Annotated in this window: 13 protein-coding genes and 1 pseudogene; 11 read left to right on the top strand and 3 right to left on the bottom strand. The window is 39.8% G+C overall.

What is annotated here, in order from left to right:
- Positions 1-71 precede the first annotated feature (71 nt).
- A complete protein-coding gene (locus LQZ76_RS01765) occupies positions 72-1,529 on the bottom strand; it encodes a MutH/Sau3AI family endonuclease (RefSeq protein ID WP_230098048.1) in 1,458 nt (485 codons plus the stop codon).
- Positions 1,530-1,677: 148 nt separating this feature from the next.
- Here LQZ76_RS01765 and dcm point away from each other — a divergent pair, with 148 nt between their 5' ends.
- The 9 genes from dcm to LQZ76_RS01720 all read left to right on the top strand — a co-directional run bounded on the left by dcm (position 1,678) and on the right by LQZ76_RS01720 (position 12,147).
- Entirely contained in the window at positions 1,678-2,946 is a 1,269-nt protein-coding gene (dcm, locus tag LQZ76_RS01760) for a DNA (cytosine-5-)-methyltransferase (RefSeq protein WP_230098047.1), read from the top strand.
- 227 nt (positions 2,947-3,173) lie between these two features.
- Entirely contained in the window at positions 3,174-3,758 is a 585-nt protein-coding gene (locus tag LQZ76_RS01755; RefSeq protein WP_230098046.1) for a hypothetical protein, read from the top strand.
- 205 nt (positions 3,759-3,963) lie between these two features.
- Positions 3,964-4,488, top strand: coding sequence for a DoxX family membrane protein (locus LQZ76_RS01750; protein WP_230098154.1), 525 nt, complete (start codon positions 3,964-3,966; stop codon positions 4,486-4,488).
- A 155-nt stretch (positions 4,489-4,643) separates the two neighbouring features.
- The gene (locus tag LQZ76_RS01745; RefSeq protein WP_230098045.1) at positions 4,644-7,169 is read left to right on the top strand and encodes a MucBP domain-containing protein; all 2,526 of its coding nucleotides are present in this window, start codon (positions 4,644-4,646) and stop codon (positions 7,167-7,169) included.
- Between the two features lie 93 nt (positions 7,170-7,262).
- Entirely contained in the window at positions 7,263-7,457 is a 195-nt protein-coding gene (locus LQZ76_RS01740) for an immunity protein (RefSeq protein ID WP_230098044.1), read from the top strand.
- A gap of 206 nt (positions 7,458-7,663) precedes the next feature.
- Entirely contained in the window at positions 7,664-8,965 is a 1,302-nt protein-coding gene (locus tag LQZ76_RS01735; RefSeq protein WP_230098043.1) for a UDP-N-acetylglucosamine 1-carboxyvinyltransferase, read from the top strand.
- Positions 8,966-9,096: 131 nt separating this feature from the next.
- Complete coding sequence (locus LQZ76_RS01730) at positions 9,097-9,639, top strand: hypothetical protein (RefSeq protein WP_230098042.1); 543 nt, start codon at positions 9,097-9,099, stop codon at positions 9,637-9,639.
- 335 nt (positions 9,640-9,974) lie between these two features.
- Positions 9,975-10,991: a YdcF family protein gene (locus tag LQZ76_RS01725; protein ID WP_230098041.1), complete on the top strand. Its 1,017-nt coding sequence runs from the start codon at positions 9,975-9,977 to the stop codon at positions 10,989-10,991.
- A 64-nt stretch (positions 10,992-11,055) separates the two neighbouring features.
- Complete coding sequence (locus LQZ76_RS01720) at positions 11,056-12,147, top strand: YdcF family protein (protein WP_230098040.1); 1,092 nt, start codon at positions 11,056-11,058, stop codon at positions 12,145-12,147.
- A gap of 33 nt (positions 12,148-12,180) precedes the next feature.
- Here the strand turns inward: LQZ76_RS01720 and LQZ76_RS01715 are convergent.
- Together LQZ76_RS01715 and LQZ76_RS01710 are read right to left on the bottom strand one after the other, a co-directional pair.
- A pseudogene (locus tag LQZ76_RS01715) lies at positions 12,181-13,877 on the bottom strand (glycoside hydrolase family 13 protein).
- Positions 13,878-13,984: 107 nt separating this feature from the next.
- Positions 13,985-14,836 carry a hypothetical protein gene (locus tag LQZ76_RS01710; protein WP_230098039.1) on the bottom strand — a complete coding sequence of 284 codons (852 nt, stop codon included), beginning with the start codon at positions 14,834-14,836 and terminating at the stop codon, positions 13,985-13,987.
- Positions 14,837-15,245: 409 nt separating this feature from the next.
- Between LQZ76_RS01710 and LQZ76_RS01705 the strand changes: the two genes are divergently transcribed.
- Both LQZ76_RS01705 and LQZ76_RS01700 read left to right on the top strand, forming a co-directional pair.
- The gene (locus tag LQZ76_RS01705) at positions 15,246-16,610 is read left to right on the top strand and encodes an Nramp family divalent metal transporter (protein WP_230098038.1); all 1,365 of its coding nucleotides are present in this window, start codon (positions 15,246-15,248) and stop codon (positions 16,608-16,610) included.
- Positions 16,611-16,622: 12 nt separating this feature from the next.
- On the top strand, positions 16,623-17,072 hold the full coding sequence (locus LQZ76_RS01700; protein ID WP_230098037.1) for a universal stress protein: 450 nt from the start codon (positions 16,623-16,625) through the stop codon (positions 17,070-17,072).
- The last annotated feature ends 169 nt before the right edge of the window (positions 17,073-17,241 follow it).

The raw sequence follows: 17,241 nt of genomic DNA, 5'->3' as shown, positions 1-17,241 counted from the left end.
TGGGCAGTTAAATATTCGAAAAAAGCTCACACCGATTTAATAAAGATTGGTGTGAGCTTTTTATTACAGTTTTATTCTACTAAATCACTTACTTGTTTAAACATATACTCGTTATTTAGCCAAAAAGCTTGCTTGGTCATATAATCGTTGCTCAGTTCTTCGTGTAAGTTATCAGGTCGATTAACCCAGTGGGCTGGTGTGGGGAGATACATTGCATTTCGTTTATCCTCTTGATAAGCTGCTTTAGCTGCATCAGGTCGTACATGCATAATAGTTTTGTCAGCAATTGCAGGTAAGTCATTTGACACGGTATATCCTTTTTCTGAATTAGCTGGTTTGTAAGTCAGAGTGACGCCATGTTTGAGTGTATTCTGGGTTCGTAACCAAGTTTGCTTAATTAGACCATCTAAGTCTGCAAATGGTACCTGCCAGAATTTAACTCCTCTAAAAATTTGAACGCCGTTAACAAGTTCAAAGACTACTAATAAGAATTTCGTATCAAATAAGTAATCATGTAATTTTGATTCATCCCATTCTCCATTAACTATTTCAGTAAAATCAAAGAAATTCTCAATTTTCAAAGCTTCTTTGGTCCGTCGTATGCGGCCGGTATTTTCAGTGATTGTGAGCACTTTAACTGCAATTCCGGCTTTTTGAAATTCTTCAGCATTTTCAACATTGGTTTGAAGTTTCAATATTTTACGAGCTATTTGTGGATTAACTGCTTTGGGATTTTGTTTTGGAATAACCACGCCCAGTTTGAGGCCTAATTCAGCTTGTGTCATACCAACAAAAGGTTTAAACATCGCGATGACTGTATCTTCAAATGAAGTACTGGTAACTTCTTTTAAGATAGGTTCGAATTCTTCTCCAAAGAATTGGCGAACAATAACGTTAAAGTACTTTTGGGAGATAGCAATTCGCGGGTTAGTTTTTTTTGCAACCACTTCTAAATAGTTCAAATTACGTAATTGATTTCGTGCAGCGTCAGATTTGTAATCATTCACAAATTGCTGATATGTATCACGTATCATTGTCCATTCACGTTTTATTTCGGCGAGATCATTTCCTGTAAAGCTAAAGAACTGATAATCTTGAAAAATAAAATTAGCATATTCAGTAGCATGCACGACTTTAGTTGAGTTGTAAAAGTAATAAATAAATAGAAGTCGGTTTGTTTTTTGGTAAAAATGCGAGGTTTCAAAATCTTCATTGATTATATTTCGCGGCGAAACGGCCGTAATTGTTAAACGCTCTTTTGCTGCATAATACGGTTTACGGGTAGTTTTCTTTAAGCCAGTTGTTTTAAGTTCAACGGGCTGATCATCCACTATTAAATCTGGTGTCTGATTTGAATTACTTTCGTATTGTAGTACCGATTGTTCGATAATATTCCCAGCAATCCCATTAATTCTATCGACATCAACTTTATCAAATAAATGTTGAGTATCTAACGTACCCAAAGAAAGACCTTTACATTTATCTAAGAGGGTGATTAATTCTTGTGATGTATATACGTGACCAGCCATATCAAAGCTCTCCTATTTGTATTAATGTTATATATATTATATGATTAATTCTTCAAACTACGGAATAAATTTTGAATTTGATCTTGATCTTTAAAACAAATTACGGTATAATTGTAGCTATTGAAAGAAAGATATTGAGGTAAAAACTGTGAAAGTACTAGAACTTTTTGCCGGTGTAGGAGGTTTTCGTGTTGGCTTAGAGAACGCTGACGCTGACCTCTACCAAACTAAATGGGCTAATCAATTTGAACCATCTCGTAAAAGTCAGGATGCCTTTGAAGTATATGATTATCAATTTTCTGATTCAGAAAATATCAACAAGGATATTGCATTGATAACTGATGAAGAATTTCAAAAGATGGATGCGGACATTATTGTTGGGGGCTTTCCTTGCCAAGATTACTCAGTTGCGCGTTCTAAGAAATATGAAATGGGTATTGAAGGGAAAAAAGGGGTGCTCTTTTGGGAGATTATTCGGGCTGTTCGTAACATTAATCCCAAGTACCTAATCCTTGAGAACGTTGATCGTTTGTTGAAAGCTCCATCAAAGCAACGTGGTCGGGACTTTGCGATTATGTTAGCAGCATTTAATCAACTTAACTATTCAGTTGAATGGCGTGTAATCAATGCAGCTGACTATGGTCGTCGGCAACGTCGCCGTCGTGTTTACTTTTTTGTATATCGGAATGATGTCCCATTTGCAAAACGGATAGATTCAAAATTTGAAGGAGTTGATGAGTTACTTATCAATGAAAACATGTATGACGAATATCTCTTCCAAGATGGATTATTTGCTCGTCAATTCCCAATCAATCAAGTTCCATATAAGGGCCGCCAAGCTTACTATGAATTATCAGATGATATCGTCGAGGTTTCTGATAATTTTACTGGAACAGTTTGGAATACGGGAATTATGCGTCATGGTCGCTACTTTACGATTGATACTGAAGCGACTGGCGCAGAAACACCAATCCCAATGCGAGATACTTTACAACCTGAAAATGAGGTTGATGAAAAGTACTACATCACCGATGAAGATAAATTGAAAAAATTTGCATACTTACGTGGTCCTAAGAAGATTGAACGTAAAACTGCTGAAGGTCATACATATATGTACAGTGAAGGTGGTATGAGTCCATATGAAGATTTAAACTTACCTAGTCGAACTATGTTAACTTCAGAAGGGTCTGTTAATCGTTCAACTCACTTTATTAAGATTAATGATCAATATCGATTGATTACACCAATTGAAGCAGAACGACTACAAGATTTCCCAGATGATTGGACTAAGCTTAAGTTAACTAACGGCAATGTAACCGAAGTTAGTGATCGTATGCGAATGTTCTTTATGGGTAACGCCTTGGTTACCAGCGTTGTAGAGCGTATTGGTATCGAACTAAAGAAAATAAAAGATTAATAAGTTGAGTATGATGGTACTTAATTCTTCAAGTTAGAAATAGAACGTTAATTTATAACGAACTATTTAATACAGATCATTTATTACTACCATAAACCCAAAACACCGCACGAGATGTTCATTCTCATGCGGTGTTTTTATGTTCTTCAAGCCCCATCAATGCATCTCAGGCTATCCTGCCGTACAATAAGCATTAATCAAACAATTAATTTTTCGAGGAGGGACGTATGCGAAAATTCGTCTATACGATTTTGATGCTGTTAGTACTCGCAATGGGGGTGGGGGCCGGAACGTTGATCGGCTATCATTTCAATGATGCTGCTGATGCCGTCACAGCCAAACAATTGTCAAAAGCCAAGCAATCGATTAGTAAGCTACAAAGTACCAATCAACAAGCAAGTGCCTCAATTAGCAGTCTTAAGGATGCATCGAGTTTTGCTAGCAGTGTTACTGCCGCTAATTCAACGCAACCAACATTAAGTAATACGGAGTTAGCCATGGCCGCGTATCTTGATATCAACGGTACGACCCCAGCGGCTAACTTACAACGGTTCGGGGCCGGCTCAACATTAAACCTTAAGACACAAAGCGATGGCACGATTGCCATTGATAGTGGTACCGCGGCTAGTACGGTGATTTTTCAGTTTAATGGCGATACCATTAACGAAGGGCCTGATCCAACTTTTACCACCCCAGGTTCAATTCAACCAACATCGGTGAGTGTTAGTGCTATCAACAAACGGTATGCAGCTTATCAACCACAACTCGATGCCATCATCGATAGTGCGAGTGATGATGATGCTAGTAATTAACTTATATTTTGCCACATCCATCTCAATTCGAGGTGGATGTTTTTTGTCCAATCATTTGTAATTAGTAATTTAAATATATCTTATAATTAATTAAGGTATTGAAAAAAAGCAAAATAAGTGGTTGCACTTTCAATAAGTAAGGATTATGATAATTGTGAAATAGATAACAAATAATCACTTCACAAGAAATGAGGACCTCATTATGATTATCAACTTCTTACGGACCAACAAAGTTTGCACAGCGCTTTTAACCATTATTCGCGTTTGGCTCGGGTATAATTGGACCATCGATGGTTTTCAAAAGATCACTAGTCAATTCTCGGCCCATGGGTTCATTAACAATGCCATTGCCCATCCAGTTCAATCACCAACCGGGTTTGCTTTTCCATGGTACACGGCTTTTCTCAAGCTTATGACTGGTAATGGGGCTCACACCGCTATGTTCTCATTCCTTGTTTCTTGGGGGGAATTATTAGTCGGTCTAGGGTTACTCTTTGGAACTTTAACATTATTAGCGGCGTTCTTTGGACTATTTTTGAACTTTGCTTACTTACTAGCTGGCACGGTTTCAATCAACCCAACTTACATTATTTTAGAATTCATTATTTTACTTGGTGGATTTAACTCAGCTAAGATTGGGTTGGATTACTGGGTCACACCATTTTTCCGTAACCTAATCGGCAACCGTCACCATGGTAAGGATCTTGACTTCAATCGTGTGATGAAATAAAAAATTATAAAAGCTCACCTCAAATGAGGCGAGCTTTTTTGGTGAATTTAAATTTCTTAATCTAAAACCAATTATTATTTTAAATTCTATAATAATGCTATTATATCGTTGGTAGTAATCTATTTTACTATTTAAGAATAATGGGGTGATTAATTATGGAACAAAAACGCTATTTTAAAATGTACAAAAGTGGTAAACAATGGGTCATTGCTAGCGTGGCTTTCACTGGAACAATTGTACTTATGGGGGTAAGTACAACCGCACATGCTGATACACCAACAGCAAGCAACATTGCGCCAACTACTCAAATAACGAAGGTTAGTTCGACAGCAACGTCAACTGACACACATGATACAACTAATAATGCACCTACCCAAAGCACTGCACCAAGTCCAACTAATAATGCACCTACCCAAAGCACTGCACCAAGTCCAACTAGTAGTGCAGCTACCCAAAGTGCTGCATCAACCGTAACTAGTGGTACACCGGCAAGTTCGGCAGCGCCAGTGCAAGCAAGTCCGGCACCAGCATCTGTGGCAGCTAGTACGGCTAGCACTCAAGTAACAGCACCCGCCAAGGTCGCTGATGCAAAAGACGTCAAAGTCCTTACTAAGAGTCCAGCACCAGTTGCTAAAGCTAAACCGGTTTTAAAAGCTGCTACCGATACACCAGTGCAACCAACTGATGATCCGAATGCACCAAGTAAAGATACACCAATTCATTTATCAAACATGTACGTTGAATTAAACAATAAGTATGCCGCTTATAACGGGACGGCAAACTTCCATTTACGTTTGTACAGTGAAGAAGCTAGCTACTACCTTGGCCGGATGTATATTGTCCTCCCTAATGGTGTGACTGTAGCGGGGACGGATGATGCAGATCGTATGGCCAACTTTAAGCAAGCGCTAGCCGATTATGTTACATCAGCAAAAATTCATGGTAATTTAGCCTTATCTCAATTGGCGGATACGAATACAGGACGTAAAGTTTATCAAATTACGCCAACTGAAGGAACATATATTACTAATATTGGTGACTTCGATAAAAGTTATCTAAATCTAATTATTGCAACACCAACGCGTGATTCAGGTATTAATCAAATTGTGATGAATGCCAATACCGATGCTGATGCAGCTAATGATGTCCTTTACGTTGGTGCCGGAGATGGGACTGTCAAATTTAATGCAGGTTCAAGTTATCACCAATTTTCAGCAGCGTCAGTCGGGATTCAAGGCGCCGATCAATATCTACGTGGAATTGTCTATCCTGGCATCCAACGGACGATGACCATGTTTGAACCAAAAGTCCGCGATACTTTTAATTTAGTGGCTGCCGATGAACCGAATACGATTATCGATACCAAAACGCACACTGACCGCAGTTTTGAACCATATAGTTTGGGCTTTATTAAAAACTGGGATGTTTTGAGTAAAGATAGTTCTGTCGACTTATCAACACTCCTTATGGATGGTCAACCAATTCCAGCTAGTGCGATTTTAACAACTACTGATGCCTTTACTAATAATCCAGATAAGATTTTGATTGGTCACACCTACACCATTTCATACAAACGCTTTGCCCAACCAGTAACGGTTAACTATGTGGATGGGGCGGGTAATAAAATTGCTGATGCCGATAGCATTGACACAAAACTACACGTTGGCGATGTCTATACCTTACCAACGCCTAAGGAAATTCCAGGGTATGTGTTACGAGCTACCGATAATACTAAGCAAGTTACCCTAACCAAAAATGGCAGTGACCCAATAAATGTTACGTATGTTTACGATAAAATTGGTCAACCAGTCACTGTGAAATACCAAGATGCTACAGGCAAGCAAATTGCAGCACCCGTGACTCTAAATGGTAATGTTGGTGATAAATACACTACCGAACAAAAAACATTTGCCGGGTATGATTTTCAAAAAGTAACCGGTAATGCAAATGGTACTTTCAGCGATGATGCGCAAACGGTCACATACGTCTATGCTAAAGTCGCTCAACCCGTGACAGTGCACTACCAAGATGAAAATGGGAAGACATTAGCTACTGATATTAGTTTTACCGGTCATGTTGGGGACACTTATGCTGCTGAACAAAAGAACATCCCCGATTTTAATTTTGTCAAAGTCATTGGCCAACCAACTGGGATGCTTGGCGATGATGCGCAATCAGTAACTTTTGTTTATCAACGTGCTACTACAGTAGTAGCCGGTAAACCGGTAACTGTGCATTATCAAGATGCGCAAGGGAACACAATTGCCCCAGATGTCGTCTTGAACGGGAATATTGATGCAGCATATACTACTAACGAACAACTAATTGCTGGTTACAAGTTCCTAAAGGTCGTTGGTTCACCAACTGGTCAATTTACTGATGCGGCGCAAACGGTGACTTATATTTACCAGAAGAATGCTTCTGATAATGTCAAGCCAACCCCTAAACCAAATCCATTGCCTAAACCAACTCCTAAGCCAGTTATCCACGTGGTGACACCTAAGCCGGTTGTGAATCCATTGCCAGTAAATAACACCACCACACCAATTAATCACCAAGCAACCACTTTACCTAAAACCGATCAACAAAATGGTGCTAAGTTAACCATTATTGGTTTAATTGGTTTGCTAGTGGCCGGCTTTAGTTGGTTAGCACTCAAACTCAAACATAAGCGTGATTAGTCGTGTTTTGGTTAGCTATCAACTAAAAAAAGGGTTATACTAATCGTTGAGAAAGACTTGATTAAGAAAATCTTAATTGAAGGGAGCGCCATTATGTTTGAACATATCGCCGGTATCGTGGCGATTATTATTGGTCTTGGTGAATTTTATTTTGCTCGGCAGTATTTTAAACTAATTAAACACCAAGGTAATCAAAACACATCCGCTTTTAGTTTAATGGGCCTTTGGAGCAGTATCGTTTTTGGGATAGTCTTACTGATTATCGGTATTCCACTGGCACTCGGCTAATACCAAATTACATGCATAGGTTTCTGGAAGAACATTCTTCTGGAAACCTATTTTTACGTACTCGGCAGATAACTATACATTTTCTTAATAATTAACTATAATAGAGGCAACAACGTTACGCGGTTTGCCACTATCGCAACGTGTTGATTAATCGGGGGACGTTAACACGAGATTGATTAGATGAAACCAAAAGATAGGGGTTATCCATGCAAGAAAATCAATATATTGCTATTAAAAAATCACCAGCGATTAACGGTAAAATCGCTATTCAAGGTTCCAAAAATAGTGCTTTAGCATTAGTCGCGGCTGCTTGTTTGAATGATCAATTAGTCCAATTAAATAATGTACCCGATTTACGTGATTTTCGCTTAATTGAAGCGATGCTCACCAAAGTCGGGATTTTGACGTACCGTGAAGGCCAGGGATTTTATGTTGATGCCCGCTTAGCTAGCGATTATGTGCTCGATTACGCACTGACGGCTGATTTTCGGGCGTCATATTATTTCATCGCGGCGTTACTTAAAAAATTTAAAAAAGTCTCATTATCATATCCCGGGGGGGATGACTTTGGTTCCCGCCCAATTGACCAACACTTTAAAGGCATGAAAAAGTTAGGTGCCCGGATTGAAGAAGCCGGTAGTCACTACACGGTTTATGCGGATAACTTAGTTGGGACAGAATTTCACTTTGAAGTGGTTACATCTGGAGCCACGATTAATTTGATGTTGATTGCAACCTTAGCAAGTGGCAGTACCACGCTGACCAATTGTGCAAGTGACCCTGAAGTGGTTGATGTCGCTAATTTCTTAAACTTGATGGGCCATCACATTGTCGGAGCTGGTACAGATACCATTACAATTACGCCCAACCCACAAGCGGCCACTAAAGAAGTTAAATACACCGTCATCCCCGATCGCTTGATTGCGGGTTCATTTTTGATGTTACCAGGGATTTTGGGTGGAGAAATCACCGTCACCAATGCTATTCCAGAACACTTAAATAGTGTATTGTTTGCCCTTGAAGATATGGGCCTTGAAATTACGCGTACTGATACCGGTATTACTGCCCGCAAAGTCAATGCAATTAACGGCATGCGCTTAGTGACTGGGATGTACCCGTTATTTGCAACCGATTTACAACAGCCACTGACTGCATTGATGCTATATGCCAACACACCTAGTTCCGTCCAAGATAATGTCTATTACAATCGCTTTAGCCATGTCGAAGAACTTGCCAAAATGGGCGTGCAACTAGGGCGTCAAAATAACATTGCTTTTATTCATGGCAATCAATACCGCGATTTAGTCGGGGATGCTGATGTTAATTGTCGGGATGTTCGGGCGGGGACATGCTTATTATTTGCCGCACTGGGCTCAACGGGTGAAACTCGGTTGCACGATGTTAAGCACTTATTCCGTGGTTATGAAAATTTAGTTGGAAATCTACAAAGTCTGGGAATTAACATTGAATTGCGCGAAGAAGCTGAAGCCCAATTTAGCTACTATTAATTTAACGCACCTAAAAATCTCGTAGCATATAGTGCTACGAGATTTTTGGTTTAAGCACATCTTTTGTTTTTTGACTTAGCGCATAGTAACCTATTATTGGTGATATTTCATAAATCAGGGGGGATTTGCAGATGAAAACACGTAAACATCATTTAATTCTAGGAAGCTTAGCCGTGTTAATATTAGCGGTTGGGGGCGTTATCCTAGGTGAAGGGTACTTAAAGGAAAACGTTACCGCACCCAACAAGCCTAGTATTGATATTCAAAAGGGGACATTGACGCACGCAAAGCTTCAACATGATGATCAACTTATGGCAATGGCTTTATTATCGTATGGCATTCATCGGGTTAATAGTGCTGATTTCAAGCCACTGTCGTTTGAACATGGCGTTAAATTTGTTAAAAGCCAACCCAGTGATGAGTTGACGCTATATCATTTAGCCACGGGTAAACATGGCCAACCATACTTTGCCGTTGCCGGTGATAACCAAACCACCGCGAAATACTATACAGCTACTGGTGAAGAAGTTGCCACCGTCAAAATGCCGACCATCATCAACTACTTGAATACCAATTTTTCTAACAAGCAACTCAAAGGGTTTACGGATAAAGTACTCGTTGAAGATGACATCGCCGAGCAACAGACTGCGAGTGACAGTTCAAGTACCAAATAATGGCTAACTATGTCTAGTCAGGAAATGCGGCCTCCCACAATATCTGGTGTCCACGCCAGTACGGATGCTGGTGATGTAAGCTTAAGTATCCCGAGAAAATATGTTGGTACTTTGAACTGAATAATAAGTCGATTAAAGACGTCGCGTCAGTGAAATTTAATGACCGCGGCGTCTTTTGCATATAATGACCCCGAATCAGCGAAATTGATAGTTAATAATGCTATTATTAATGGTAAGTGTATTAATTAGAAAAAAGGGAGATTATGATGAACATATCTAGTCAAAATATAGCAATATCCGTCGTCATACTTAGTTGGGTAGTTGCATGTATTTTTATGATTGCTTTAATTTTATTCTTTAAAAGAAGACCAATTTCACTTTTTAATGGGGTGTTACTAATTGCAACTGTTGGTAGTATTTTAGGGGCAATTATTTTAACAACTGGCTATCTTAACTGGTTGGTATTATTAGGAATTATTTTTGCAGTTTTAATTGGGATTGCGATAATTATTGCCATTTTAAGCTACTTTATCGGGATTTTATTATTATGGAATGCAGCGGTTGTGTGGCGACGAGAACAGCATTCGCTTGCTAATTCCTTAACCTTACTATTAGGAGTTTATGTTTTAGTTTCACCACTGGTGTTAAATTTACTCCGCAATACTTTACCACATTTATTATATCGGTTCTTAATTGACATTGAAGGCATGATTTTCTTTTATTTAATGGCATGGTTAGTATGCTATGGCTTATCATTTTTTATCTATCGGTTTATTCGGCCTAAACACGATAAAGCATATTTAATTGTCCTCGGGGCCGGGCTATTGAATGGTGATCAAATCTCACCACTACTTAAAAGACGCGTCCAACGGGGCTTGGATTTTGCCAACCATCAATATGCTAAAACCGGGATGTACCCATATGTAATTATGTCAGGTGGTCAAGGTGGGGATGAAACGATTCCGGAAGGGGTTGCGATGGCCAACTATGCCCGATCTGTCGGTTTTCCTGAAACACAAATCATTGTTGAGGATCAGTCAAAGACGACCACTGAAAATATGCAGTTTTCAAAAGAAAAAATTCTTGCTCACGGTTTTGATATTACGAAGGGCCTATTTGTAACTAGTGATTACCATGTTTTCCGTGCCGGGATTTTTGCCTTCGATAATGGCTTACGGATTAATGGGATTGGAGCAAAAACCCGCTTATACTTTTTATTTAATGCCTTGATTCGTGAGTTTGTCGCCATTTTAGCCCGCCACAAAAAGGTCCATCTAATTGTGTTAGGGCTTATTATTACCTTCGCTTTAGTGGATGTAACCTTGATACCGTGGTTGAACAATTATCGTTAAGTACTTACATTTTTTGCAAATTCCAATAACAATATGCAAGTTTTGCGCGACAATGTTATGATTATTGATAGTAAAACGATTAGAGGAAGTTATTGTGTTTGGAAGTCAAAATACTGGCATACTATATTCGCTCGGTGGTGTGTGGTTAGTAACAGTTAGCATTGGGATGGGCCTATATTGGTGGTTTAAATATCGGCCCATGTCATTGTTTAGTAGCCTAATTGTGGCTTTGGGAATCGCGAGTTTTGCGCTAAGTATTATTGATACCGCGTTAAGCTTACATTTAGCGCTACTAATTAGCCTAAGTAAATGGCTCGGTATTAGTCTGCTAGTAGTGGGTGGGCTTTGTGAGCTTGGTTTATTACTGTTACTAATATTCCAGGCGGTGGGCTTGTGGTATCAATCAGCACGGACGTTGCAACATAACTTATTATTAAGCTTAGGAATTGTTGTGGGGCTTGCGCCATTGCTAATCACGATTAGTAAAGCCTGGTTGCCCCCAAAATTGGATCAGGTGCTCCTTGCTTTTGAAAAAATAATCGGCGGGTATGTCATCATTTGGCTTACACTGTTACTGTTTGCCATTTTGACCTATTACTTGGTTCAGCCGCGGTATGACAAAGAATATGTCTTGATTTTAGGGGCCGGCTTAACGAACGGCAAAATTGTTTCACCCATTCTAGCCCATCGCGTTCAAAAGGGCTTAGCATTTGCTCACCGTCAATATCAATTGACTGGTAAATACCCATTAGTTATGATGGCCGGTGGACAGGGTAATGATGAAGAATTACCTGAGGCGGTTGCCATGGCAAATTATGCACTGCAACAAGGTTTTCCGCCAGCGTATCTGTTAACAGAAACTACCTCCCGAAATACTTTTGAAAATATGGCTTTTGCTAAACAGCTATTAGTCACAAAAGGTATCGCCCTAAATCGCGGGATTTTTGTAACTAGCGGGTATCACGTCTTTCGTGCCAGTGTGCATGCTCTTGATAATGGCCTCTTGATTAATGGTATTGGGGCCAAAACACGGCGGCATTTTTGGTTTGATGCGTTAATTCGGGAATACTTAGCAATTTTAGCCCGCTATAAATATGTGCATCTCATCGCCATTGTTGGGGCAGCACTATGGGCAACTAGCATTGGATATCGATAATAAAAGACCGTGAGTCAGGCTCACGGTCTTTTATTATGGGTTAATTTTAGGTGTTGCATACCGATAGATTTTTGCTTCAAATGGACGTAATAATTCATATTGGTCATCCAAATAGTTACTAATTAATAACTCGGCTTCCTCGGGCATTGGGTACAACCGAATCTGACCTGCATCCGTAAAATTACAGACCACCAGTAATTCTTCAGTCGCCCCAAGCCGTTTGTAAGCATAGACTTGCGCATCATCGGGATCGAGCAAGAAATATTCACCAGTTGTGATAATCGGTAGGGTATGGCGTAATTCAATTAGTTTTTGGTAGTGATAAAAAATTGAATCTGGATCAGCCAGTGCAGCTGCGACATTAATATTGGGATAATTATCGTTAACCTTTAACCATGGTGTACCAGTTGTAAAGCCTGCTTGATCATTGGCATTCCATTGCATAGGGGTGCGGGCGTTATCGCGGCCTTTGGCATGAACATATTTCAAAAAAGTTGGGGCGTCTACTAAGTGATCGGTTTCAACCAAGTATTGGTAGGCATTTTTAATTTCGATATCATTAAAATCGGCCCGGTCAAGATTATAAGCATTGGTCATACCGATTTCTTCACCTTGATAAATATACGGCGTACCTTGCATGCCATGTAATAACGTGGCCAACATTTTAGCGGACACGACACGGTATTCATCGGTATCGTCCCGTACCGACTAACTGCCCGAGGTTGGTCATGATTATTCCAATACAAGGAGTTCCATGCGTGACCCGCGAGCTGCGTTTGCCATTTTGATAAATTGGCTTTTAACTTCACCAAATCAACTTTTTGGTCATTCCATTTGCCTAGAGCTGGGTTGGGGTTATCATCTAGGGCCATATGCTCAAATTGAAAAATCATATTCAATTCCGATTCATCATTGGCCGCATACTTTTTAGCATTGGCAATATCCACGCCAGCCGTTTCGCCAACGGTCATTAAGTCGGCATTATTAAGCACCCGGGCCCGCATTTCTTGTAAATATTGATGCACATGTGGCCCATTAGCAACCGCTTGATTGGCATCGCCGTATGTGCCACCGCTTGGGACAGGGCCATCGGGGAGGCCGGCTGGTTTAGAAATTAATGAAATTACATCCATTCGAAAACCATCAATTCCCTTATCAACCCACCAATTCATCATCGTATAGACGGCATTGCGTACATCGGGATTTTGCCAATTCAAATCTGGCTGCCCTGGTACAAATAAGTGTAGGTAATATTGACCAGTCGTTTCGTCAAATGTCCATGCCGGCCCAGAGAAAAATGAGCCCCAGTTATTTGGTGCATGACCATCGACAGGGTCACGCCAAATGTAGTAATCACGCTTGGGATTAGTTGTATTAGTTCGGCTTTCAACAAACCACGCATGCTGATCTGATGAGTGATTAACGACTAAATCCATGACAATTTTAATGCCCCGATCATGCGCTTCCGTCAACAAGCTTTCAAAAAGCGCCATATCGCCAAATTCCGGATTGATAGCTAAGTAATCCGCAATATCGTAGCCGTTATCAATATTAGGTGAAGCATAAATGGGATTAAGCCAAATCACATCAATGCCTAGTTCCTGTAAGTAATCTAAGTGTTGCTTAATACCTGCTAAATCGCCAATCCCATCCCCATTAGAGTCTTGAAATGAACGCGGATAGATTTGATATACAACGGCCTTTTGCCACCATTTAATATTTGCTTTCATATAAAAATGCTCCTTAATTATTAGTTGCTTATTAATATGATTAATCTGTTGGTTTGGCATCATTGTAAGCGATTGCAAAAAAGGTGTCAAATTACGTGTCGATGACATTAGTTGTCAGTGATTTTCCAACGTTGCCGACATTGATTTCGGTTAACTTTTTTGATGATGTTATGCATTTGATGTTTAAGCCCATCATTTATGTAGCCATTTTCGGCTTCGTTTAAAATTGAATCACGATACGTCGTTAATAGCGCATCGGCTCGGACTGCCTGCAATCTAGTAAAATCAGCATGAGCCACTTGATAAAACGATTGTCGAAAGGGCATTAATTGGTGTTTAAGCCGAGGGGATAGTTGTTTAAATGGATTAACTTGCGTTTGAATATGGTGGCTGGCCACGGGTAATTGCGCAATAAACGTATTAATCCAATATTCATGTAAAATAACTGCTTCACTAATCATTTGGCAAGTTAAGGGATAGGCGGTACTAATTTTGATTTGACCACTAAAGCCATAGTTGGTTAATAAAATTACAATCTGTAGCGTCGTTTCCGTAGTAGCTTCACTGATTTGCTCAATCAATAAGGGACTAATCCAAATTGCGGGACTACTGCCACCACTAGCGGTAAGCGGGATTAACATCACACTTGGAGTGGCAAACGCAAGGCGCGCACTTTGATAAGCCCAGTTACTTTCTTTTAACAAATATTGATTTAACTGTGCAAAATTGTGATATTCATGTCGGCCCAATAATTGGGCAACATTAGTTTTAATATGACATGGCGTTGGATAACGTTGATCAATGATAAAGGCATATTCAGCGCCAAGGTGGGAAGGTGCAATTAATAAGGTAGTCGTTGATAGGCCCGTAAAATCAGACATGACATGTTGATATTTCATCATTCCTAAGCGAATCAATAAGTGGATATTCGGGGAAGGGAAACTTAAAAAAATGTTCATAGCATTTGCTCCTAAATTATCACTGACAATAACATAAAACCACAACTTTGAATATTCTAAAACTTGCATTAAGTATATTAAGGGTTATGTAAGATTACAAATAGTTTTTGCATTATGGAAAAATTTATTTAACAGCGAATAATAAAATCACAACACATATGCAAATGAAAGGGCATTTATATCAATTTTAATAATAATAAAAAACTTGACATTTTACAATCTACGTGGTTATAATTAGGCTGCTAAGTGATTGACTTAGCGCAAATAAAACCCTGAAGGAGATCTTAGTTTGTCGAACTCAGAGTAGGTTTGGTTATGCAACGAATGTTCACGAAACGCATTAGATTGCAAGGCGACGAGCTTTGGTCGACACGTACTAGGAATCTCCTGTCACATGAAGGAGGAGTTCATGACACAAGATACTCATTTAGCGTTTGCTTCAACCGCTGGTAGCGCCAGCCTGGAAGAAGTAAATAGCACGGTTGCAGTGCCCAAAAACGCCGGCTTTTGGCGCACATTATTTGCTTTTAGTGGTCCGGGGGCCTTAGTGGCGGTCGGATACATGGATCCTGGTAACTGGATTACCTCAATTGTTGGAGGCGCTCAGTATCGGTATCTATTATTATCAGTTGTCGTAATTTCAGGAATTATCGCCATGATTATGCAATACATGGCCGCTAAGTTAGGGATTGTTACCCAAATGGACTTGGCACAAGCGATGCGTAAACACACGAATAAATCAGTTGGCTTTATGCTCTGGATTATGACGGAGTTAGCGATCATGGCAACCGATATTGCTGAAGTTATTGGGGGAGCAATTGCATTAAATCTATTATTCAATATTCCTTTAGTTAGCGGGGTTATGCTGACGGTTCTTGATGTCTTTTTATTATTACTGCTTACCAAGCTCGGTTTCCGCAAAATTGAAGCAATTGTTGTAACATTAATAGCAACGATATTTGTCATCTTTATTTACTTAGTCGCACTTTCAAAACCAAGTATTGCAGGAATTGCTGGCGGACTTGTCCCGCAAGCACAAATTTTCCACCACGATCAATTATTATTGGCCTTAGGGATTATTGGTGCCACAGTGATGCCGCACAACTTGTATTTACACTCTTCAATTGCTCAAACGCGGGCAGTTAATCATGATGATCCAGCCGAAGTCCAAGCTGCTGTACGTTTTAGTACATGGGATTCAAACATCCAATTAATTGGGGCAACGATTGTTAATGCGTTGTTATTAATTTTAGGAGCAGCCTTATTCTACGGCCACGGTGATCAATTGCAAGCGTTTGGGGATTTGTACCATGCACTAAGTAATAACGAGATTGCTAAAGGAATCGCCTCACCAATTTTATCAACCTTGTTCGCGGTTGCTTTATTAGCATCCGGACAAAATGCGACCATTACGGGAACCTTAACTGGGCAAATCGTTATGGAAGGTTTTATTCACTTAAAAATCCCAATGTGGGCCCGCCGGTTAATTACCCGTTTAATTGCGGTTATTCCGGTGGTCATTGCGGCTGTTGTGTGGGGTGGTACAGAAGGGGCGCTTGATAATTTGCTTGTGTACTCACAAGTCTTCTTATCAATTGCCTTACCATTTACAATGATTCCATTAATCTGGTTTACCGGCTCAAAGAAAGTCATGGGTCAATATGTTAATCCGTTGTGGATTTCCATATTGGCATGGATTTCAGCCATTGGGTTGACCATTTTAAATTTCCAATTAGTTGTAAGTATCGTTCAACAATTTATTCACGCACTATAGGGGGAGTTAATAATGAGTGATGAACATTTTGCATTACCAAAACACAAAAATATTTTAGTTGGGGTCGATGATTCAGCTGATGCCCAGTATGCATTTTTAGCAGCAGTTAGTCATGCTTTGGAAGATGATGCGCTATTACACATTGTCACCGTGTTTGAAACCGATGAACTTAACGTTTTCCAAGCATTAGACAAAGATGAATTAGCTAAACGGCGCCTAGCAATTGAACGGCGCTTAGAAGACTATAAACAACAAGCCCTTGATGCCGGTGTCAAGGAAGTTCATGTCGTCTTAGCTGAAGGTGAACCTGGGGAAACGATTGTCAAAGACGTTATTCCTGATGTACAACCAGATATCGTTGTTGTCGGTTCAGCAACTAAAACTGGCCTTGGTAAATATTGGGGGAGCCAAGCGGCTTATATTGCCAAGTACGCACCGGTAACCGTTATGGTTGTGCGGTAAGAATAGAATAGAATAGAGCTGTAAAAAGACCAGGAGGCTAACTTCCTGGTCTTTTTTAGGTTCTAAGTCAAATGGTACTGATGGACCTAAAAATTGAATAAATCCGTTTATTCGGTTAAGCGACTAGCTCGAAATTCGAGCTGGTCGCTTTTTTGTAATTCATAGCGAA

Source organism: Periweissella ghanensis (assembly GCF_918814755.1).
GTDB lineage: Bacteria > Bacillota > Bacilli > Lactobacillales > Lactobacillaceae > Periweissella > Periweissella ghanensis.
The sequence above is the reverse complement of the archived record's forward strand: the minus strand, read 5'-3'. Positions and strand labels throughout refer to the sequence as shown.

Bases quoted from the DNA above. Each gene is read 5' to 3' on its own strand.
- LQZ76_RS01765 (WP_230098048.1), bottom strand. From the start codon at position 1,529: ATGGCTGGTCACGTATATACATCACAAGAATTAATCACCCTCTTAGAT.
- LQZ76_RS01755 (WP_230098046.1), top strand. From the start codon at position 3,174: ATGCGAAAATTCGTCTATACGATTTTGATGCTGTTAGTACTCGCAATG.
- LQZ76_RS01745 (WP_230098045.1), top strand. From the start codon at position 4,644: ATGGAACAAAAACGCTATTTTAAAATGTACAAAAGTGGTAAACAATGG.
- LQZ76_RS01740 (WP_230098044.1), top strand. From the start codon at position 7,263: ATGTTTGAACATATCGCCGGTATCGTGGCGATTATTATTGGTCTTGGT.
- LQZ76_RS01735 (WP_230098043.1), top strand. From the start codon at position 7,664: ATGCAAGAAAATCAATATATTGCTATTAAAAAATCACCAGCGATTAAC.
- LQZ76_RS01730 (WP_230098042.1), top strand. From the start codon at position 9,097: ATGAAAACACGTAAACATCATTTAATTCTAGGAAGCTTAGCCGTGTTA.
- LQZ76_RS01725 (WP_230098041.1), top strand. From the start codon at position 9,975: ATGATTGCTTTAATTTTATTCTTTAAAAGAAGACCAATTTCACTTTTT.
- LQZ76_RS01710 (WP_230098039.1), bottom strand. From the start codon at position 14,836: ATGAACATTTTTTTAAGTTTCCCTTCCCCGAATATCCACTTATTGATT.
- LQZ76_RS01705 (WP_230098038.1), top strand. From the start codon at position 15,246: ATGACACAAGATACTCATTTAGCGTTTGCTTCAACCGCTGGTAGCGCC.
- LQZ76_RS01700 (WP_230098037.1), top strand. From the start codon at position 16,623: ATGAGTGATGAACATTTTGCATTACCAAAACACAAAAATATTTTAGTT.